The 19193-nt window shown below is 43.8% G+C and carries 21 protein-coding genes and 1 tRNA gene; 2 read left to right on the forward strand and 20 right to left on the reverse strand.

Annotation, left to right across the window (positions count from 1 at the left end):
- Nucleotides 1-14: 14 nt before the first annotated feature.
- The 8 genes from MHH25_RS30610 to rpsF form a co-directional block, all read right to left on the reverse strand.
- Nucleotides 15-920 (reverse strand): ABC transporter permease, encoded by a 906-nt coding sequence (locus tag MHH25_RS30610; RefSeq protein WP_036611941.1) that lies wholly within the window; start codon nt 918-920, stop codon nt 15-17.
- A gap of 29 nt (nt 921-949) precedes the next feature.
- Complete coding sequence (opp4B, locus tag MHH25_RS30615) at nt 950-1912, reverse strand: oligopeptide ABC transporter permease (protein WP_017691437.1); 963 nt, start codon at nt 1910-1912, stop codon at nt 950-952.
- Between the two features lie 7 nt (nt 1913-1919).
- Nucleotides 1920-2852: an ATP-binding cassette domain-containing protein gene (locus MHH25_RS30620; protein WP_017691436.1), complete on the reverse strand. Its 933-nt coding sequence runs from the start codon at nt 2850-2852 to the stop codon at nt 1920-1922.
- Nucleotides 2853-2866: 14 nt separating this feature from the next.
- On the reverse strand, nt 2867-3856 hold the full coding sequence (locus tag MHH25_RS30625; RefSeq protein ID WP_101313565.1) for an ABC transporter ATP-binding protein: 990 nt from the start codon (nt 3854-3856) through the stop codon (nt 2867-2869).
- A 726-nt stretch (nt 3857-4582) separates the two neighbouring features.
- A complete protein-coding gene (locus MHH25_RS30630; RefSeq protein WP_340018833.1) occupies nt 4583-5173 on the reverse strand; it encodes a M15 family metallopeptidase in 591 nt (196 codons plus the stop codon).
- Between the two features lie 225 nt (nt 5174-5398).
- A complete protein-coding gene (gene rpsR, locus MHH25_RS30635; RefSeq protein WP_017691433.1) occupies nt 5399-5671 on the reverse strand; it encodes a 30S ribosomal protein S18 in 273 nt (90 codons plus the stop codon).
- A gap of 56 nt (nt 5672-5727) precedes the next feature.
- Complete coding sequence (gene ssb, locus MHH25_RS30640) at nt 5728-6213, reverse strand: single-stranded DNA-binding protein (protein WP_017691432.1); 486 nt, start codon at nt 6211-6213, stop codon at nt 5728-5730.
- 48 nt (nt 6214-6261) lie between these two features.
- Complete coding sequence (gene rpsF / locus MHH25_RS30645; protein ID WP_036611944.1) at nt 6262-6555, reverse strand: 30S ribosomal protein S6; 294 nt, start codon at nt 6553-6555, stop codon at nt 6262-6264.
- 202 nt (nt 6556-6757) lie between these two features.
- On the opposite strand from rpsF, the gene MHH25_RS30650 reads away from it, so the two are divergent.
- Nucleotides 6758-6952 carry a YjzC family protein gene (locus MHH25_RS30650; protein WP_036671877.1) on the forward strand — a complete coding sequence of 65 codons (195 nt, stop codon included), beginning with the start codon at nt 6758-6760 and terminating at the stop codon, nt 6950-6952.
- A gap of 438 nt (nt 6953-7390) precedes the next feature.
- Here the strand turns inward: MHH25_RS30650 and MHH25_RS30655 are convergent.
- The 4 genes from MHH25_RS30655 to MHH25_RS30670 form a co-directional block, all read right to left on the reverse strand.
- Nucleotides 7391-7481 (reverse strand) — tRNA-Ser (locus tag MHH25_RS30655).
- 103 nt (nt 7482-7584) lie between these two features.
- Nucleotides 7585-7794, reverse strand: a complete 210-nt coding sequence (locus tag MHH25_RS30660) for a DUF951 domain-containing protein (RefSeq protein ID WP_036611950.1) — start codon at nt 7792-7794, stop codon at nt 7585-7587.
- Entirely contained in the window at nt 7784-8614 is an 831-nt protein-coding gene (locus tag MHH25_RS30665) for a mechanosensitive ion channel family protein (protein ID WP_223200026.1), read from the reverse strand. Before MHH25_RS30665 ends, MHH25_RS30660 begins: the two co-directional genes overlap by 11 nt.
- Before the next feature lie 125 nt (nt 8615-8739).
- Nucleotides 8740-9003 carry a DUF3343 domain-containing protein gene (locus MHH25_RS30670; RefSeq protein ID WP_017691427.1) on the reverse strand — a complete coding sequence of 88 codons (264 nt, stop codon included), beginning with the start codon at nt 9001-9003 and terminating at the stop codon, nt 8740-8742.
- 117 nt (nt 9004-9120) lie between these two features.
- Between MHH25_RS30670 and yyaC the strand changes: the two genes are divergently transcribed.
- On the forward strand, nt 9121-9726 hold the full coding sequence (gene yyaC, locus MHH25_RS30675; protein ID WP_017691426.1) for a spore protease YyaC: 606 nt from the start codon (nt 9121-9123) through the stop codon (nt 9724-9726).
- Here yyaC and MHH25_RS30680 read toward each other — a convergent pair.
- The 8 genes from MHH25_RS30680 to mnmE all read right to left on the reverse strand — a co-directional run bounded on the left by MHH25_RS30680 (nt 9701) and on the right by mnmE (nt 18991).
- The gene (locus tag MHH25_RS30680) at nt 9701-10201 is read right to left on the reverse strand and encodes a DUF4446 family protein (RefSeq protein WP_047841029.1); all 501 of its coding nucleotides are present in this window, start codon (nt 10199-10201) and stop codon (nt 9701-9703) included. The two genes, yyaC and MHH25_RS30680, sit on opposite strands and share 26 nt — an antisense overlap.
- Before the next feature lie 140 nt (nt 10202-10341).
- On the reverse strand, nt 10342-11496 hold the full coding sequence (locus MHH25_RS30685; RefSeq protein WP_340018834.1) for an aminotransferase class V-fold PLP-dependent enzyme: 1155 nt from the start codon (nt 11494-11496) through the stop codon (nt 10342-10344).
- Nucleotides 11497-11657: 161 nt separating this feature from the next.
- The gene (locus tag MHH25_RS30690; RefSeq protein WP_036611964.1) at nt 11658-12503 is read right to left on the reverse strand and encodes a ParB/RepB/Spo0J family partition protein; all 846 of its coding nucleotides are present in this window, start codon (nt 12501-12503) and stop codon (nt 11658-11660) included.
- Entirely contained in the window at nt 12496-13257 is a 762-nt protein-coding gene (locus MHH25_RS30695; protein WP_036611966.1) for an AAA family ATPase, read from the reverse strand. The genes MHH25_RS30690 and MHH25_RS30695 overlap by 8 nt, the downstream gene beginning before the upstream one ends.
- Before the next feature lie 189 nt (nt 13258-13446).
- Complete coding sequence (gene noc / locus MHH25_RS30700) at nt 13447-14265, reverse strand: nucleoid occlusion protein (protein WP_036611968.1); 819 nt, start codon at nt 14263-14265, stop codon at nt 13447-13449.
- Nucleotides 14266-14780: 515 nt separating this feature from the next.
- Complete coding sequence (rsmG, locus tag MHH25_RS30705) at nt 14781-15503, reverse strand: 16S rRNA (guanine(527)-N(7))-methyltransferase RsmG (protein WP_036611970.1); 723 nt, start codon at nt 15501-15503, stop codon at nt 14781-14783.
- The gene (mnmG, locus tag MHH25_RS30710; protein WP_036611972.1) at nt 15503-17392 is read right to left on the reverse strand and encodes a tRNA uridine-5-carboxymethylaminomethyl(34) synthesis enzyme MnmG; all 1890 of its coding nucleotides are present in this window, start codon (nt 17390-17392) and stop codon (nt 15503-15505) included. Before mnmG ends, rsmG begins: the two co-directional genes overlap by 1 nt.
- 222 nt (nt 17393-17614) lie before the next feature.
- Nucleotides 17615-18991, reverse strand: coding sequence for a tRNA uridine-5-carboxymethylaminomethyl(34) synthesis GTPase MnmE (gene mnmE / locus MHH25_RS30715; RefSeq protein ID WP_036671881.1), 1377 nt, complete (start codon nt 18989-18991; stop codon nt 17615-17617).
- Nucleotides 18992-19193: the final 202 nt, after the last annotated feature.

Genomic DNA, 19193 nt, shown 5'->3' on the forward strand with positions numbered 1-19193 from the left:
TTTCCTCCCTTTTTTTAACCTCTTCTTTGTCTTGCATCAGTCGCACGCTTTAGGGCTTGACCGACATTATTTATACTCAACATCAATACCAGAATCAGTACCGATGCGGGTAGCCATATCCACCATCTGGACTCCAGGGTTTGCGGATTACGTGCATAACTTACGAGTGTTCCAAGACTAGGCGTACTTTCGGGAAAACCAAACCCTAGGAAAGACAGCCCGGATTCGAGGCCAATGTTGGCAGCGAGATTCAATGTCATCGTTACGATGATAATGGAACTCAGATTCGGAAGAACCTGTGAGAGCATAATCTTCAGATGAGAAGAGCCCAATGTTTTTGAAGCTTTTACATAATCCAGTTCCCGTTCCTGTAATGCTTTGGAGCGAATCAACCTGGCGATACCCATCCAGAGAAATGCCGTCATGATTAGAGAGAACGAGATGATATTGTATTTCGGTACTGCCGTAACAAACGCGATAACAATCATCAACATCGGAAGGATCATGAAGAAATCAACAACACGCATAAACAGGTTGTCTATCATTCCACCGAAATAACCGGATAAAAGGCCAATTAAGATACCTATGAAGCCAGTCATTAACGTTACGATAATTCCAATGGTCAGGGAGTTACGTGTACCGATGACCAGTTGGCCAAATACATCACGACCTCCATAGTCCGTTCCAAGCCAATATTTCGCGGATGGTGGTTCATATAAGGCAAACAGATCCACGCGTACGATATCATCCTGATTCAGAATGAGAGACGTGCCATATACCAGCAACATGACCAAGCCCAAGAAAATGAGCGAGATTAGTGCCACCTTATCTCTGACAAGCTCCCTCCATAAAATACTCAAGCTGGAGGGGCTTTTATCAACCTTTTGTGAAGTTACAACTACCTCGTTGGCCTTGCTCATCTTGTTTTCACCCCGAAATCTTCAAGTTCTTACTTGATCCGTATACGTGGATCTACAATTCCTAGAATTATGTCAGACAGCAATGCCCCGAGAATGGAAGCTACGCCATACAACAATACGAGTGCAGTCACAACGCTGAAGTCACGCAATGAGATGGAACTCAGGAACAACTGCCCCATACCTGGATAACTGAATATACTTTCGATAAATACCGTACCTCCGATAAGTCCTGTGATCTCATATCCAAAGAACGCGGCGATAGGTAATAGTGAATTCCTCAAGATATGCCTGTTGTAGATCCGGGATTCCGAGGCACCTTTGGCTCTGGCAGTAATAACGAATTCCTTGTGCTTGATATCAATGATTTCACTACGCAAATATTGAACCGTAGATACCGTTGTAATCAGTGCCATGGATAGTGCCGGCAATAATAGATGATAGAACTTACTCATTATGTAGCTGAATGTGCCTGGTGTAAGTCCTGGCGCAACGCTACCTCCTGTCGGGAACCAGCCGAAGTGGAATCCGAAGATCCATACCATCACCAGTGCGAAAATGAACAATGGTGCGGCAAAGCCCAGGTAGGTGTATCCCGTGATCAACCGATCAGACCAGGTATCGTTGTAACGACCACTGATGATACCCAGTGGAATAGCGATCAGGTAAGTCAGTACAAGTGTCGCCAGTGCGAGCCAGAATGTATTTGCTACACGCTGACCGATCAAGTCGGTAACCGGCATTTTGAAACGGAAGGATTGCCCAAAATCACCTTGGATGGCGTTTTTGATCCAGTCCCAATATTGCACGTACCAGGGATTATTCAATCCTAGTCTCTCTCGCTGCGCTTCCAATGCTTTGGGATCAACGCTTGGATCAAGCAATCCGGTTAGCGCGTCGCCCGGCATGGCCTTGGCCATCAGAAAGACCAAAAGACTTAGTAAAAATATCTGAGGGATCATTATGATAATTCTGCGTACTATCGTTTTCCACATATGGCCTTCAACCTTTCTGAGGTAGAGCTACTCGGTGAGTATCGGAAATGGATTTGAGCGAGTATGCAAGTCCTTCCTCATCAAAGAAATTTCGGTATGAATGTTCATACTCGGATTTGACCTGTTGACGGAAGGCTACCATTTCCTCTCGTTTGGTTGGGTCCATATCCGGAATGGCTGCAATGAGACGTTTTGTATAGATGTGTTGCGGATTCTCAAAAATATCATTTGTTGTGCCCTGTTCCACATATCGACCTTTATACATAATTCCAATCTCATCACACATATGACGGATGATACCCAGATCGTGACTGATGAACAGATAGGTCAGATTTAATTCTTTTTGAATTTCCTGCATGAAGTTGAGTACCTGAGCCTGTACCGATACATCGAGTGCAGATACAGGTTCATCAGCGATAATTAACTTCGGCTTCAGGGCAATAGCCCGTGCGATGCCAATCCGTTGACGCTGTCCGCCGGAGAATTCATGAGGATATTTGTAGATTGATTCCGGACTCAGGCCAACCTTTTCAAGTAATTCTCTTACTTGTCTTTTCTCCTCGGTAGCTGTCAGACGCTCATAGTTACGAAACGGCTCAGCGATAATATCGATAACCCGCTTCTTTGGATTCAATGATGAATAAGGGTCTTGAAAAATCATTTGTACATCCCGCTGGAGTTGCCTGTTCTTACGTCGCTCTGTAGCCAGATTTTTGCCGTTAAACAGGATCTTTCCGTCAGTGACATGATTTAGCCCAATAATGGCTCTGCCTGTTGTTGTTTTTCCTGAACCTGATTCGCCAACCAGACCATAGGTCTGTCCTTCTTCAATGGAGAAGCTAACATCATCAACAGCCTTTACACTGCCAATTTCCCGTTTAAGCAATCCACCGCGAATCGGAAAGTGTATCTTGAGCCCTTCTACTTCGAGTAATGCCATTATGTTATTCCTCCTCAGCTTTGGTCAGGGAAATGAAAGTGCTGGTAACAGGTACACCGTACAAAGTGACCTGGTGCAATTTCATGCATCTGTGGGTTCTCTTCATGAGCCGATTCACTAATCCATGGAATTCGGGCTTTGAATCTGCACCCTTTGCGAGGAAGATTTTTGAGTGATGGTACAATACCTTGGATGACATGCAATTTGGATCCTTCTTCAGACAGGGTGGGAATAGAGTTCAACAGTGAGCGGGTATATGGATGCTTCGCATCGTTCATCAATGTGAAGATATCTGCGATTTCAACAATTTCGCCTGCATACATAACTGCAACGCGATCAGCCATCTCAGCTACGACACCCAGATCATGTGTAATCAGAATAATGCCTGCGTTAATTTCACTCTTCAGATCACGGATCAGCTCCAAAATCTGTAGTTGAATCGTAACGTCAAGCGCCGTCGTTGGTTCATCGGCTATGAGTAGTTCCGGTTTGTTGGCAATCGCAATGGCAATAACAATTCTCTGTCTCATACCACCAGATAGTTCGTGGGGATACTGCTTGTATATTTGTTCGGGACGTGGAATCCCTACCTGATTCAATAAGTGAATGACCTTTTCTCTCTTCTCTCTGGAAGACAGCTTGGACTGATGAAGTGTGAGAATCTCTTCAATCTGTTCACCAATAATCATTAGAGGATTTAGTGCGGACAATGGGTCCTGAAAAATCATGCCCATTTCTTTGCCGCGTAGCTTGTTTAACTTGCTTGGGGAGATGTTGGCAATATCTTGTCCTTTATAGAGAATCTGGCCTTCGATCTTTGCTTTGTTATGCAAACCCATAAGAGAGAATGCAAAAGCACTTTTACCTGACCCGGATTCACCTACAATCGCCAACACTTCATTTTTCTTCACCGTAAGGTTAACGTGATCCACTGCTGCATAATAGTCATCTTCAATTCTGAATGATGTTGTTAGATTTCTGACTTCCAATAGCTCTGTATTCAAATCAATCACCCTAACCCCATAATTTCCGTAGATTGTATTCGTGTGTAGAAATGCATCCACTGTATATTTCCAAGTTCTTGAAGATAACGAACAATAGCTTATACAAAATACCAAATTGTTAGGAGAAACAAGTTTAAGAGAATTATATTTAGACCATTGGTCAATTAATGTTGATAATTCCTAGCGGAATTATATATCAAAATAATTAATGTAATCATACGTGTAATTTTAGCTAACGTCAATGCTTATTTTGAGATTTTTGGTATAAATGTTTTTTATACTACAGATTTGGATATTAGTAATACTATAAAGGCATATAGCAGGAATTTTGAGAGGTATTATCATGTTTTTGGCTGTGAGGTGAACATAGGCAATTAGCCGATATAACATATACATAACATAATAGTTACATTTAGTGTATGTGTATGCTTTGATTTAAGTAGACATTCTTAATTTTGCGTGAGGTAAATGTTACATATATGAGTGATGATTATATCTCGATCTATAGCTTAATTTTATTGAACCCGGAGCCGTTATGCTTACAATTGAAATAATATGTGCGATCAAAGTAAAAAATCTAGTTAATCTAGTATAGTTTTATTTATTTGCTAATGTAAAGACCAAATTGTCATCTTTTATCATTTATTTTACAAAAGAAAGAAAAAAGCCCTGCAAAATGCAGAGCTTATCTAATAATTATTCAGTTAAGTGTATATATAACACCTTTTACTGAGAGTCAGGGGGTCTTTTACCACGTTTTAACTCATTAATACTCAGTCCAAAATCCATCTGCAAGTGAGGATAGTCCGGAAAGTTTGCCCAGTCTCCACCCCAAGTGAAACCTAACTCTTTGGCAAGATCCACAATTTCCATCCAGTCTGCCTCGCCATTGCCGTTATCATCACGTTCCATATCCCACACTACATCACCCTCAGGCGTCCTCAGTGCAAAATCAATTGCCAATCCGTAGTTATGATATGACTCACCACCACGTGCATTAGTAACGATATCGCCTGCGCTTGAGCGTCCTTGGTTGAATAGTGCATCTTGCTCCTCGGAACTTCGGTAACCGTGGGTGATAACAATCTCTATTCCACGTCTCGCTGCCTTACGTACCAATAATTTCTCATTCTCTGCTACCACAGGATGTAGGCCGGTGATTGGCAGAGCTTCTTGGATTGTTGTCCCAGGCCACATATTATCTATATCATCTTTTTGCTGTAACCATACATATATAATGGAAAGTAAAAGAGTAGCTATAATCCAGTTTTTCAGACTCTTTTTTCTCTGTTTGCCTTTACGTTTTGATGTATTCATATCCACTCCTGGTGTTTATTCTGAAATAAACAGCTATTCCTGCTGCCTGTACCTTTTCAGTAGATTAGACTCTATTATAATTCATTTGAGCCTTGAATGCTTCTATCACCACAGTATTGAATTCTTCCATTTGTTAGAGTGGATCTGTTATTAATAATTCTATTGATATATACAAAAAAGCAGCCGGCTATAAGCCGACTGCTTCGTATGCAAGCTGAGTAAAAACTACTCAGTTGTGTATGGCAATAATGCGATTTGACGGGAGCGTTTGATTGCAATCGTCAGCATGCGTTGATATTTAGCGCTAGTACCTGTTACACGGCGTGGCAAAATTTTTCCACGTTCGCTGATAAATTTACGAAGCAAGTCCGTATCTTTATAATCGATGTGAGTAATTTTGTTAGCTGTGAAGAAGCACACTTTACGACGTTTATTACGGCCGCCACGACGTGCCGGTCTTTTATCGTTGTCTCCGCCTTCTCTTTGCTTGAAGCCCATGCTTTTCAGTCCTTTCCTATCATGTAACCCATATCTCCTAAGAGTATCAGCTCATGTTAAAATGGCAAATCATCATCCGATATATCAATCGGTTTTCCGTCATCGGAAAAAGGATCCTGATTGTTGCTACGCGAATTATTGTTATTGTTCGCGCGTCCGCCGCCTCCATAAGAAGGCTCTTCACGCATTGGTTGCCCACCGCCGCCACCGCTATTATCACGGTTAGCTGACTCCAAGAAACGGACATTATCGGCAATGACTTCGGTCACGTATACACGTTTTCCTTCGTTATTCTCGTAGTTCCGTACTTGAATGCGTCCTTCGACTGCAGCCAGGCGTCCTTTGCGCAAGTAGTTCGCACAGGTCTCGGCAAGCTGTCTCCAGGTTACGACCGGAATGAAATCGGCTTCCTTTTCTCCCCCTTGGCTTGTAAACGGTCTGTCCACTGCCAAAGTAAATTGCGTAACTGCCACTCCTGCTGGAGTGTAACGCAACTCAGGATCCCGGGTTAACCGTCCGATCAGAATGACACGGTTCAACAATGTAATCCCCTCCTTCAGAGCGTATTGGTGCGTTAATCACGAGTAGTCTTAAGCAGACTTAACGTCGTTGGTAATGAGATAACGAATTACTTCGTCAGAAATCTTCATGAGACGCTCAAGTTCAGTTACAACTGCTGGTTCAGCAGTGAAATGTACCAGAACATAAAAACCATCACGGAATTTCTTGATCTCATACGCAAGACGGCGTTTACCCATAACGTCGTGAGCTGTAACTTCACCACCGCCGTTGGAGATGATGCCTTGGAATTTATCGACTGTAGCTTGAACAACTTCTTGCTCAATGTCAGGACGAATAATGTACATCACTTCATATTTGCGCATAATTTTCACCTCCTTATGGACTCTGGCCCTCAATCTAGGTTGAGAGCAAGGAACGAGCACAAACTCGAACTATATTAATATAACAAATACCGAGTCAAAGTGCAAGCAAACGTTCCCTGTACATATTGGCACATGATCAGACCGGCTATGGAGCACACTACAGAAGCAACAAAGTAACATAATCTGCAGAGGAGGTTTTATCATGGGCGAAAAAACCGAGTTTGAACCAGGAGACAAAGCCCCAAACGATGGGGAGTACACGGAAGTTGGGGAAAAAAGCTTTGTCACGGAAATTCAGAACCCAAAGCGGGTAACGTTGCAAAAAGGTGAAGCTTTTCCCGAAACAAGCAATCATAATCGCAAGTGGAAGAAGCTGACCAAAGCCCGCGTCCATTAATCGCAATACTTTTTTACGATCCATGTATATAAAACGGAATAAAGCACATAATACAATCAGGCGGTGCACGAGAGAGGTGTGGTTCCGTTGGACAACGAAGCCGATCATTCGCTGTTGGAGATTCATCACGTAATTTAAGAAGCAAGTGGTTATGTGTAGTAAGGCCCTTCGTCTGAAGCACGCGTATTGCTACGTGCAGTACACCAAGTGTCTGATTGTTACGACCGATTGTTTCCTAACAAACAAATGCACCGCCGGATAAAGAGCCCTTCGGGGCTCTTTGTTTTTCGTTCGAGTCATTAATGATGCATCTGATATGGATACATGTTCAATACATATTCGATAAAACGTTATACCAAAAAAGACTTTCCTAATGGAAAGTCTTCTTATCGATCTTTTTATTAAACTCAATGTGTATTGAGTAAATTACAATTGAAGTGGCGGAAAGGGTGGGATTCGAACCCACGCACGCTGTGACACGCCTAACTGATTTCGAGTCAGCCCCCTTGGGCCTCTTGGGTACCTTTCCGCAGCAATATTGATTATAGCATGATCATTTACAGAACGCAACACTCCTACGGAGCCTGCATGTAAACGTTATTACGCATACTGCATACCGAATTATTGCAAGATCAGGATTCAGTGGAATCTTCGGCTGAACGCAGGACCTTCTTCATGTTTTTCTCAAATTTCGCTCTTGGAATCAACACGCTGTGTTTACATCCGACACACTTAATCCGAATATCCATACCCATACGAATGATCTCCATCTCATTGCTGCCACAGGGATGCTGCTTCTTCATCTGCACGATATCCCCAAGCTGGAAACTTTTACGCTCCACCTGTGCCATCCCCCTCATCTTTCTCCAAAGCTACTGCCTGTTCCAATACAGCTTGATTGCTCATCTCATGATACTCCAGCGTTTTTTTCACATCGCCCTGAATTTGACGTTCCACCGAAGCACGAGAGTTAGGCATACATTCAGCCACAATTCGCACCACATACTCAGATGTAGACATCGACTGTATACCGAGCACATCCGGGACCTTCACAATATTTAGGTCACGCTCTTCAATCCCAACCAAAGACTTTTTCACCAGATGTACTGACTCATCGAGACTTAAGTCCGCCTTCATCGGAATATCCACTACAGCCAGCGAATTCGACATGGAGTAGTTCGTTACACTTGCAATCGCCCCGTTTGGGATAATGTGCACTTCACCTTGCCAGCTGACCAGTTTCGTTGTTCTAAGTCCAATCACTTCAACCGTTCCCTTGTAGGTTCCCGTCTGAATAACATCACCCACAGCGAACTGGTCCTCCAATATAATGAAGAAACCGGTAATAACATCCTTGACCAGACCCTGTGCACCAAAACCAATGGCAAGTCCGAGAACGCCGGCACTCGCGAGTAGCGGTCCAACTTGGATATTGATCTCAGATAACAGTAGCAGAATCATAATAAAATTACATGTTATGGAGGTCGCATTTTTCAACAGTTCCCCTACGGTTACGAACCTGCGCGGATTCACGCGAATCTTGCCTTCCTGCTTGCGTTCCATGGAACGATCTATAATTCGATAGACTACCTTAATGACAATACGGGTGATGATAAAAATAATGATGATCCGGATTGAGCTGAACATAATGTTAAGCCACATATCGGGATCTGCAATTTTGTTCCACACTTTATCCGTCCAACGAAGGGCTTCACCAACGGCGGTTGCGGCACCACTAGCTGTAGTCCCTTGAGCAAACTGAAATGGCAACATCCATCATGCCTCCTCTACATCGGTATGTTATCATAGCTGTCTTCTGTTTTGAAATAGAGGCCTCGGATCTCTACAAACTCGTTACGAATGATCTTCTGTACTCGCTCCAAATCCTCTTTTGGAAACTGAATACATAGCGCACACCCTGCTGTAATTTCTTTTGGTGTAGGGAACAAATCAATCTCTATCTCAGCAAACTCCAGCAGCATTTCAGCACGCAGTGCCTGCTGGGTTGAATCAAACGCAATCAGCATCCAATCGTTAATCCATTCGTCCATATCCGGCTCCTTTCGCCATACGTCCAACCCTAGAGAAAAAGCTTGTCCTCGTGAAGTATAAAACGCTCTACCTTTCCATATACTGTTACTACTATTCCAAGGGAAAGGATAGATCCTATGAATCCTACTTCGCGTTCCTTTTCATCACAAGACATGACCAGTTTGAAAATCCCCCATACCGATCCAAGTATTCACTCGGCCATTACCCATCGTTTAATGTTCCATCTCTATAAAGCCCATTCTCTGCAAAATGTAGTGATTGTCTGCATCGGCACAGATCGCTCAACAGGCGACTGCCTTGGTCCTCTGGTCGGATCAGCCCTTTCCAAGTGGGACAGCCCTTTATTCCATCTATATGGTACCTTGGATGAACCAGTCCATGCGATGAACCTGCAAGATACACTCCACAACATACAGAAAACACACCATAACCCTTATGTGATTGGCATTGACGCCTGTCTCGGACAATCATCCAGTGTGGGATGCATTCAAGTTGTGAATGGTCCACTCAAGCCGGGTGCGGGGGTAAATAAAGAATTACCGCCGGTCGGCGATATCCATCTGACAGGTATCGTTAACGTCGGCGGCTTTATGGAATACTTTGTTCTACAGAACACACGGCTCAGTCTTGTTATGCGCATGTCCGAGATTATATCCAGCAGTCTGTACTCGGCCATTCGGGAATGGCATACACGTTCTACTCTGCTTGCTGTGCCAGAGTAATAGCTTCCTTTTCCTCTGGGGACAGAGTATACGTGGACTCTCCCCCTTTAAGAGGTTTTGCATATACATAAGAACCGTCGCGGTTATATATCCCCGTAAGAATCATGCCATCCTGGCTATCGTTAATCATGGCCATTGAGAAGCTCAGATCACTGCCACGCTCTCCATATGCATTGTACCTTTTCACGCCAACTTTACCTTGAATGCGGGTCAGCTTTTGCATGACAACTTGCAGCTGATTCGTTTGCAGTTTGTGTTCATCCTCAATGCTGTCCATCTGAAGTTTCAGATTAATCAGCAATGATTCCAGGTCCTCTACTCCACTGCCAGCCATCATGGCTTCATATTTACGTTTAAACTTTCGTAACTTTGCCCCTTGAACAATACTCACAATCAGCAAGATCACCGTAAGTAATGCCATTCCGCCAATAATCCATAACAGCTGTTCCAGAATCAGCTCGTTTAATTCAGCCATGTAATTGCAACTACCCCTCTATATTTTTGATCAGATTAACGTCTGTCCTGTAATATTATCATTCATTATAAATCAACCCGATATCCATAAGCTTAATCAAGCAACCCTGTATCAAATGAGTTCATCATTTCAACTCTAATCTAGTCTGCTCCAGTCAATTCCAACACTGCCTTAACGAGTGCTTCCACATGTTCTCTAGTTGAATTGTATCCCACACTGGCCCTTACTGCTCCGGTAGCGGTTGTACCAGCAGATTCGTGTGCAAGGGGTGTGCAATGAAAACCGGAGCGAACCGCAATCCCATAATTCCGATCTAAACGGAAGGCGAGTTGTGCTGAATCATACCCATCTACAGTAAAAGATACTAATCCAGTGCGTGGCTGTCCAATCTCTGGACCAAGCATTCGTATACCCTTAACGGATGACAACCCATCCATCATAAGTTGGGTCAGTTCCCACTCATGTTGGTAGATGACCGCTGGTGTCATCTCAAGTACATGTTTCACACCCGCATTCAGCCCTGCGATCCCGACAGTATTCGGCGTCCCCGCTTCATACCGATCAGGACGCACCTTTGGCTGCTCCAGAGCTTCTGACTGACTTCCTGTTCCTCCATGAAGTAAAGGCTCTATATCGAGCTCTGGAGCAATGTACAAGCCCCCTGTACCCTGAGGACCAAGCAGTCCCTTATGCCCTGGAAAAGCCAACATATCCATGCCCAATTGTTGTACATTCACAGGCATAACCCCAGCACTCTGAGCTGCATCTACCAATAAGATCGCCTGATGTTTACGACATAGGAGCGAAATCTCTCCAATAGGAAGAATACTGCCAAGCAGATTCGAACTATGTGTACATACCACCAATCTGGTATTGGAACGAAACATACGTTCCATTTGCATCAGATCAATGGCTCCCGCAGCATCAACAGGTACATAATCAATCTCTACATTTCGGAGTCTTCGCATGTACTCCAGTGGTCGTCTGACTGAGTTATGTTCCGCCATGGTGGCAATCACATGGTCGCCCTCTCTGAGCGAGCCTTGAATCGCCAGATTCAGTGCTTCTGTCGTATTTGATCCGAATGCAATATCATTCGCATTTTTGATTCCAAAGATATTGGATATGGATTTTCTCGCCTCGAACAATACACGACTTGCCTGAACAGCCATACGGTGACTTCCTCTGCCAGGATTAGCTCCGGCAATCTCCAATGCACTCAACATCGCATCACCGACAGCAGGTGGTTTGGGCCAAGATGTTGCTGCATGATCTAGATAGATAACTCCCTCCACCTCACAACCACCTCTGTCCTATAAATTAATAATTCGCCTGCACATACTGCACATATAACCCTATAAACAAAGAATGACATATCGTTTCTCCATGGTACAGAGGCGATATGTCATGACATGAGTAAGCCCCGCATGTTGTTAATGAATCATAGACCCGACTGTTATTGTAACAATTCCAATAGCCGTTCCAGATCCTGTTGACTGTAGTAGTTGAGCTCAATTTTACCTTTATCTTTATTATGCTTGATTTTCACTGTGGTTTTGAAACGTTCACGAAGAGATTCTTCCAATGTATCAATGAATGGATCTTTCTTTTTTAACTTCGATTTGGCTTTAGCCTCACCTGTTTTGGAGCGATCCAGTTGTTGAACAGCTTCCTCCAACTCACGTACACTCCATTGCTGATCAATGGTCTGTTTGGCAAGTTGCTTCACTATAACCTCGTCTTTAACACCCACGATCGCACGTGCATGTCCCATAGATAATGTTCCACGTGAAACATGGTCTTTTACTTCTTCGGGCAATGATAACAGACGCAAGAAGTTAGCAATGTGAGAACGTGATTTACCTACTTTTACAGACAACTCTTCCTGAGTCAACGCGAATTGATCCATTAACCCCTGATAAGCAACTGCAACTTCCATGGCGTTCAGATTCTCCCGTTGCAGATTCTCAATCAACGCAATCTCCATTACCTGCTGATCACTGAAGTTGCGGACTACAGCCGGTACCGTGGCATTACCACAATATTGCGAAGCTCTGAACCGTCGTTCTCCGGCGATAATCTCATAACCTCGTAATACCGGACGAACAATAATGGGTTGTATGACACCATGCTGACGAATGGACTCAGCCAGTTCATGTATTGCGCCCTCATCAAATACTTTACGTGGTTGATAGGGGTTAGCCCGCAGTTGACTAATCGGGATTTCTACGACTTTATCATCGTCATTAATTGAAAGCGAAGGAATGAGGGCATCAAGACCTTTTCCAAGCCGCTTACTCATAAGAAATCACTTCCTTTGCGAGCTCTAAATACACTTCCGCCCCTCTTGAACGAGGGTCATACGTAATAATGGATTGACCATGAGATGGTGCTTCACTAAGCCGTACGTTACGCGGAATAATCGTTTGATATACTTTTTGTTGAAAATACTTTTTCACTTCTTCAATAACCTGAATCCCCAGATTGGTCCGCGCATCAAACATCGTTAGCAATACCCCTTCAATCTGCAGGGATGTATTCAGATGTTTCTGTACCAGACGAACCGTATTGAGCAACTGACTTAATCCTTCAAGTGCATAATATTCACACTGAATCGGAATGATCACCGAATCGGAAGCAGTTAACGAATTGATCGTTAACATACCAAGAGATGGTGGACAATCGATCAGTATGTAATCATAGTTTTTTTTCACCATGGCGAGTGATTTTTTCAGGCGAACTTCCCGTGATATCGTGGACACCAATTCAATCTCGGCTCCGGCAAGCTGAATCGTTGCAGGTATGATATGAAGGCCTTCAATCTGAGTCTCCAAAATCGCTTCTTGAGGAGGAACCTCATTAATAATGACATCATATATACAATTAGCCACATCTGCTTTATTGATTCCGACTCCGCTGGTTGTATTCCCCTGAGGGTCAATATCGACAAGCAATACTCTTTTCCCGAGTGAAGCCAGTCCTGCACCCAAGTTAACAGATGTCGTCGTTTTCCCCACACCGCCCTTTTGATTTGCTACGGCCATAATCTTAGACAATTACTTCACCTCAAATAAAATAGGAGTCTTTTCTGTAGGTTGTGAGATATTGTTAACAAAAAGCAGGCGGCTATCGTCCACACAAACAACAACTACCGTTCCATCAATATAACGACCGTTCTTTAAAAATGTCAGACCTAACTTGCTTTATAGACATAAAAAGCGGCCCATTGCCGCCATAAGCTTCAATTATTTGCGTTTTGGAATATGGATAACGATCTCATAATGATCCTCATGGTCTGCTTCTTTGGTTTTGATGTCCAGACCAGAGCCAGTTACCATATCAATGGATTGGCGAATTGTATTAAGTGCAAGCCTTACATCCTTGGTAAAGGAAACACGTCTAGATTTTTTAATCTTGGAAGATTCCTTGTAGAAGGCAACACGTGCCTCTGTCTGTTTCACATTCAATTCTTTTTCGATAATCTCACCGAGCAACTTCATCTGCAGTTCTTCCGTATCCAGAGAAAGTAATGCTCTTGCATGCCGTTCAGAAATTTTGCGTTCCATCAATGCAGCTTTAATGCCGTCCGGAAGCTGTAACAACCGAATTTTGTTCGCGATGGTTGACTGGCTTTTGCCGAGTCGTTGTGCCAGACTTTCCTGTGTCAATTGATGCAAGTCGATGAGCTTCTGATAAGCGACAGCTTCCTCAATGGAAGTCAATCCTTCACGCTGCAAGTTCTCAATCAGTGCAATGGATGCGGCCTGAGAGTCGTTGAATTCACGCACAATAGCCGGAATCGTATCCAAACCCAATTTTCGAACTGCACGCCAGCGACGTTCCCCGGCAATAATCTCATATGATCCATTTCGCACGCGAACGACAATAGGCTGAATTACACCATGTGTTTTGATCGTCTGCAACAACTCATCAATTTTATCATCATCAAAAATAGTACGGGGTTGATATGGGCTGCTCACAATTTCATTAACCGGAATCTGTTTGATCTCATCTCCGTTATTGCGCTCCGCCAAACCAAACAACTTCGAAAATTGTTCTTTCATTCCGCAGATTACCACCTAGTTTCGTAATAGCTCCCACAGTCTTTGCAGGTGCTTCTTATTCAATAAGCGACCTTTCACATGCATCGTTCTTGGAATAAGTTTTGCCTTTCATAACGCTTTCTGTCATGCAACATCGAACGCATATCCATCTATCTATACATATAATCTATGATCGCTGTGACCCAGGATCGGATACTTCTATTCTATCATCTTTTCTATCATAATCCTATGCTTACCTATTCTTTAAACTCTGCTAATTATCCTGCTTTTTCTTTGTGAATATTGGAAATATGACGACTTGCACACATTCAATTAATGAAATTGTTCATGAGTTACTGTGCGTAAAATTCATCAATACAGGTTCTTTAAAAGATATGTAATACGAAGTATTTGTAATGTTGATCCAGTCCTCCATTTTAGAAAACAAAAAAAAGAGAATGTTTCACGTGAAACATCCTCTTCATCCATGTCTAAAATTCTATTTTGTTTTGACTTACTTCAAAACCATCACGCAACTATATCAGCGGAGTCTTCATTGGAGTACCTGGTTTACGCGGATACTTATATGGTGTCTTATCAAATTTCTGAATCAGAATGATGTGACGCTCTGATTCTTCAACCGGCAGCTGGAAAGGATGAACGGCCTTAACCCGTCCTTTCAGCTGATTGAAGCTGAACTCCGCTTCCTTCATTTCTTCACGCGGGTCTCCGCCCTTCATGGCAGCGAATATTCCACTTTTACGAACAAACGGAAGGCAGAATTCATTCAGCACAGCCAGCTTGGCTACTGCACGCGCCGTAACGAGATCGTAGCTGTCACGATACCCTTCTTTGCGTCCAATCTCTTCAGCACGTCCATGGACCAATTCCACATCAGTCAGACCAAGGATATCTACCACATGCTGTAGAAAGCCAATACGTTTATTTAATGAATCAATGATCGTAAGCTTAATATGAGGAAAACAGATCTTCAGTGGCAATCCCGGAAAACCCGCTCCTGATCCAATGTCAGCAAGCTTATTCACTTTGGTCATGTCAGTATAAAAAGCCAGCGATACCGAATCATAGAAATGTTTTGTATACACTTGCTCCCGATCCGTTATGCCCGTCAGATTCATCTTTTCATTCCAGGATACCAGTTCCTGATAATACAGTTCGAATTGCTCCAACTGGAGTTCGCCCAGCTCTAATCCATGTTTCTTTAAGCGCCGCTGCAGTTGCTGTTGAATATCGTCCATTATTGTCCCCTTGCTGCGGTTACACGGTTATAATGCTCCAGGTAGACCAGCAGAATGGAGATGTCGGCAGGAGTAACTCCAGCAATACGAGAAGCCTGACCAATCGAGATTGGACGAATCGTAGCGAGCTTCTGTTTGGCTTCCATAGCAAGACCATGAATCTCATCATATACGATGGTGTCCGGAATTTTCTTTTTCTCCATCTTTTGCAAACGTTCCACGTGGATCAATTGTTTCTCAATATAACCCGCATATTTAATTTGTATTTCCACTTGTTCTTTCATATCTGCTGTCAGTTCTACCTCAGATGGTGAGAGCTGTTCAATCAGTTCATACCCCAGCTCCGGGCGACGCAGCAAGGTAAGCAACGTACTGCCATCCTGAATAGGTGTAGATCCGTACTCTTCCAGCTTGGCATTCACTTCAACCGGGCGAGCTTTAGCCACTTTCAGACGTGCAACTTCCTGCTCGACTTTCGCCTTTTTATCCAGGAATTTCGCATAACGTTCTTCAGGGATCAGGCCAATGTCATGTCCGATTTCCGTCAAACGCATATCTGCATTATCATGGCGAAGCAACAGACGATACTCAGCGCGTGAAGTCAACAGACGATACGGTTCATTTGTACCCTTTGTCACCAGATCATCAATCAGCACGCCAATATAACCTTGGGAACGATCCAATATTACCGGCTCTTTCCCCTGTACTTTGAGTGCAGCGTTGATTCCAGCCATAACACCTTGTCCTGCTGCTTCTTCATAACCGGAGGTACCATTAATCTGACCCGCCGTAAACAGACCTGGTAGACGTTTAGTTTCCAGTGATGGCCACAATTGTGTAGGCACCATCGCATCGTATTCAATCGCATAACCATTACGCATCATTTCCACTTTTTCCATACCTGGAATTGAACGCAGCATAGCCAGTTGAACGTCTTCTGGCATACTCGTAGACAACCCCTGTACGTAATACTCGGAAGTGTTCTTGCCTTCCGGCTCAAGGAATATCTGATGTTTCGGCTTGTCGCTGAAACGAACAATTTTATCTTCAATGGAAGGGCAATAACGTGGTCCGGTTCCTTCAATAAGACCCGAGAACATCGGAGCACGATGCAGATTATCATTAATAATCTGATGTGTATCCACAGATGTATACGTCAACCAGCAAGGCAACTGCTCATTATCAGAAGATTCTGTTTCATAGGAAAAGAACTTCGGCTTGTCATCACCAGGCTGAATTTCGGTTTTGCTAAAATCAATCGTATCCTTATGCACACGTGGTGGTGTACCCGTTTTGAAACGAACCAGATCAAAGCCCAGTTCACGAAGATTCTCTGACAATTTAAGAGAGGGTTGTTGATTGTTCGGTCCACTCTCATACATCAACTCGCCCATAATTACTTTACCGCGCAAGTATGTGCCTGTTGTCAGAACGACCGCTTTAGCCCGATACTCTGTTCCGGTCTGAGTCACAACGCCTACACATTTACCATCTTCAACGATCAGTGAATCAACCATACCCTGACGCATCGTCAGATTACGTTCATTCTCCATTGTTTCCTTCATTTTATGCTGGTAGGAGAATTTATCTGCCTGAGCACGAAGCGCGTGAACAGCAGGCCCTTTACCCGTGTTAAGCATCCGCATCTGAATAAAGGTTTTATCGATATTCCGCCCCATTTCTCCACCAAGTGCATCAATCTCACGGACAACATGTCCTTTAGCCGGTCCCCCAATAGATGGGTTACAAGGCATAAAAGCCACCATGTCCAGATTGATCGTAATCATTAGTGTTTTGGACCCCATACGAGCTGCGGCCAGCGCGGATTCCACACCAGCATGTCCTGCACCAACGACGATTACATCATAACTGCCGCCATCAAAAGCCATTCCCGTTTACCTCCTTATTCCGCTGCATTTGGTGTAACTCACGCAGACGGATCATGTTCTAAAATAATGAAACTACTTCTAACCGTTCATCGGAACTTGCATTCCTATCTATATGAAACCAACACGTAATGGCTACAATATCATTCTATCCTTTGACAACAGGCAGAAATTGTACCTCTCCATCATACACTACGATTTAACTCAATCGGCAGTATATTATTTTTACTTTCCTAGACAGAACTGGGAGAAAATCTGATCAATTAATGCATCATGTGCTGTATCTCCAACAATCTCGCCCAAATGCTCCCACGCCAAACGAACATCAATCTGAATCATATCGATCGGAATGAACTGCTCTGCTGCTTCATAGGCATCAACCAGAGACTGCTTCGCTTTTTTGAGCAAAGCAATATGACGCACATTACTGACATAGGTCAGATCTGCGGACTCCAGTTTACCACTGAAGAATAGCGTAGAGATGGCATCTTCCAGTCGATCCACACCCAGATCATCTTTCACCGACATCGGTACAAGCCGTTCTTCCGGAATGTAACGAAGCAGCACGTCACGTTCTACCTGTGGCGTTAAGTCCATTTTATTCATAATGATTATCGATTGTCTACCGCGGATTTGTTCCAATAATTCAATCTCATCGGGATGAAGTGGCTCCGCAGCATTCACAACCATCAAGATCAGATCGGCTTCACTTACCGCAGAACGAGAACGTTCTACCCCGATCTTCTCTACAACGTCCATCGTTTCCCGTATTCCTGCTGTATCCAGCAACTTGAGCGGGATATTATTAATCGTAATGAACTCCTCGATCACATCACGAGTTGTTCCTGGAATGTCCGTGACGATGGCCCGATTGTCTTGCGCAAGTGTATTCATCAATGAGGATTTACCTACGTTAGGTCTTCCAACGATAGCCGTCGTGATACCTTCTCGCAGGATCTTTCCTTGCTCTGCTGTAGTCAGCAATTTATCAATTTCAGTCATAACCTGACTGGACTTTTCTTTAATAAAATCAGACGTTAACGACTCCACATCATGCTCAGGATAATCGATATTCACTTCAATGTGAGCCAGTGTTTCCACCAATGTATATCGTAGATCACGCAATTTGGAGGACAACTTGCCTTCAACCTGTTTCAATGCAACCGAGAAAGCTCGGTCCGACTTGGAACGAATAAGATCCATGACACCTTCCGCCTGAGACAGGTCAATCCGCCCATTAAGGAAAGCACGCTTCGTGAACTCACCGGGTTCAGCCAGACGAATATCAAGCTGCAACAACAGGTCCATGACCCGTTTAACAGACACTACACCGCCATGCGCACTGATCTCCACCACATCTTCTGTTGTGAACGAGCGCGGTGCTCGCATGACCGTAACCAATACTTCCTCAATCTTTTCCCCATTAACGGGATCTATGATATGACCATAATGAACCGTGTGAGATGCTGCCTGAGTTAAAGGGGTTTTGCTGCGAAAAATCTTTTCCGTCTCCGACACTGCTTCCGGGCCGCTGACCCGGATCACGGCGATACCCGCCTCTCCGACAGCCGTTGATATCGCTGTGATCGTATCACTGATCATAGTTATCTCTCCTTGCTCTATTTTAAATTGCCGTCCCTCTGAGGACGCCATATCCATTTTCAAATCTATTAATGTTATATCATATGACATGTTGCTTATCGTATTAAGTCCACTCTTTACTTGTTCTACGCACCTTATCAAATTGCTTCTGTACGAAAAAAGCAATGGCTTCTGCACCGGGCAGGAAGCCATTGCGTCTTCA

The organism is Paenibacillus sp. FSL H3-0457 (genome assembly GCF_037981725.1).
GTDB classification, from domain to species: domain Bacteria; phylum Bacillota; class Bacilli; order Paenibacillales; family Paenibacillaceae; genus Paenibacillus; species Paenibacillus amylolyticus.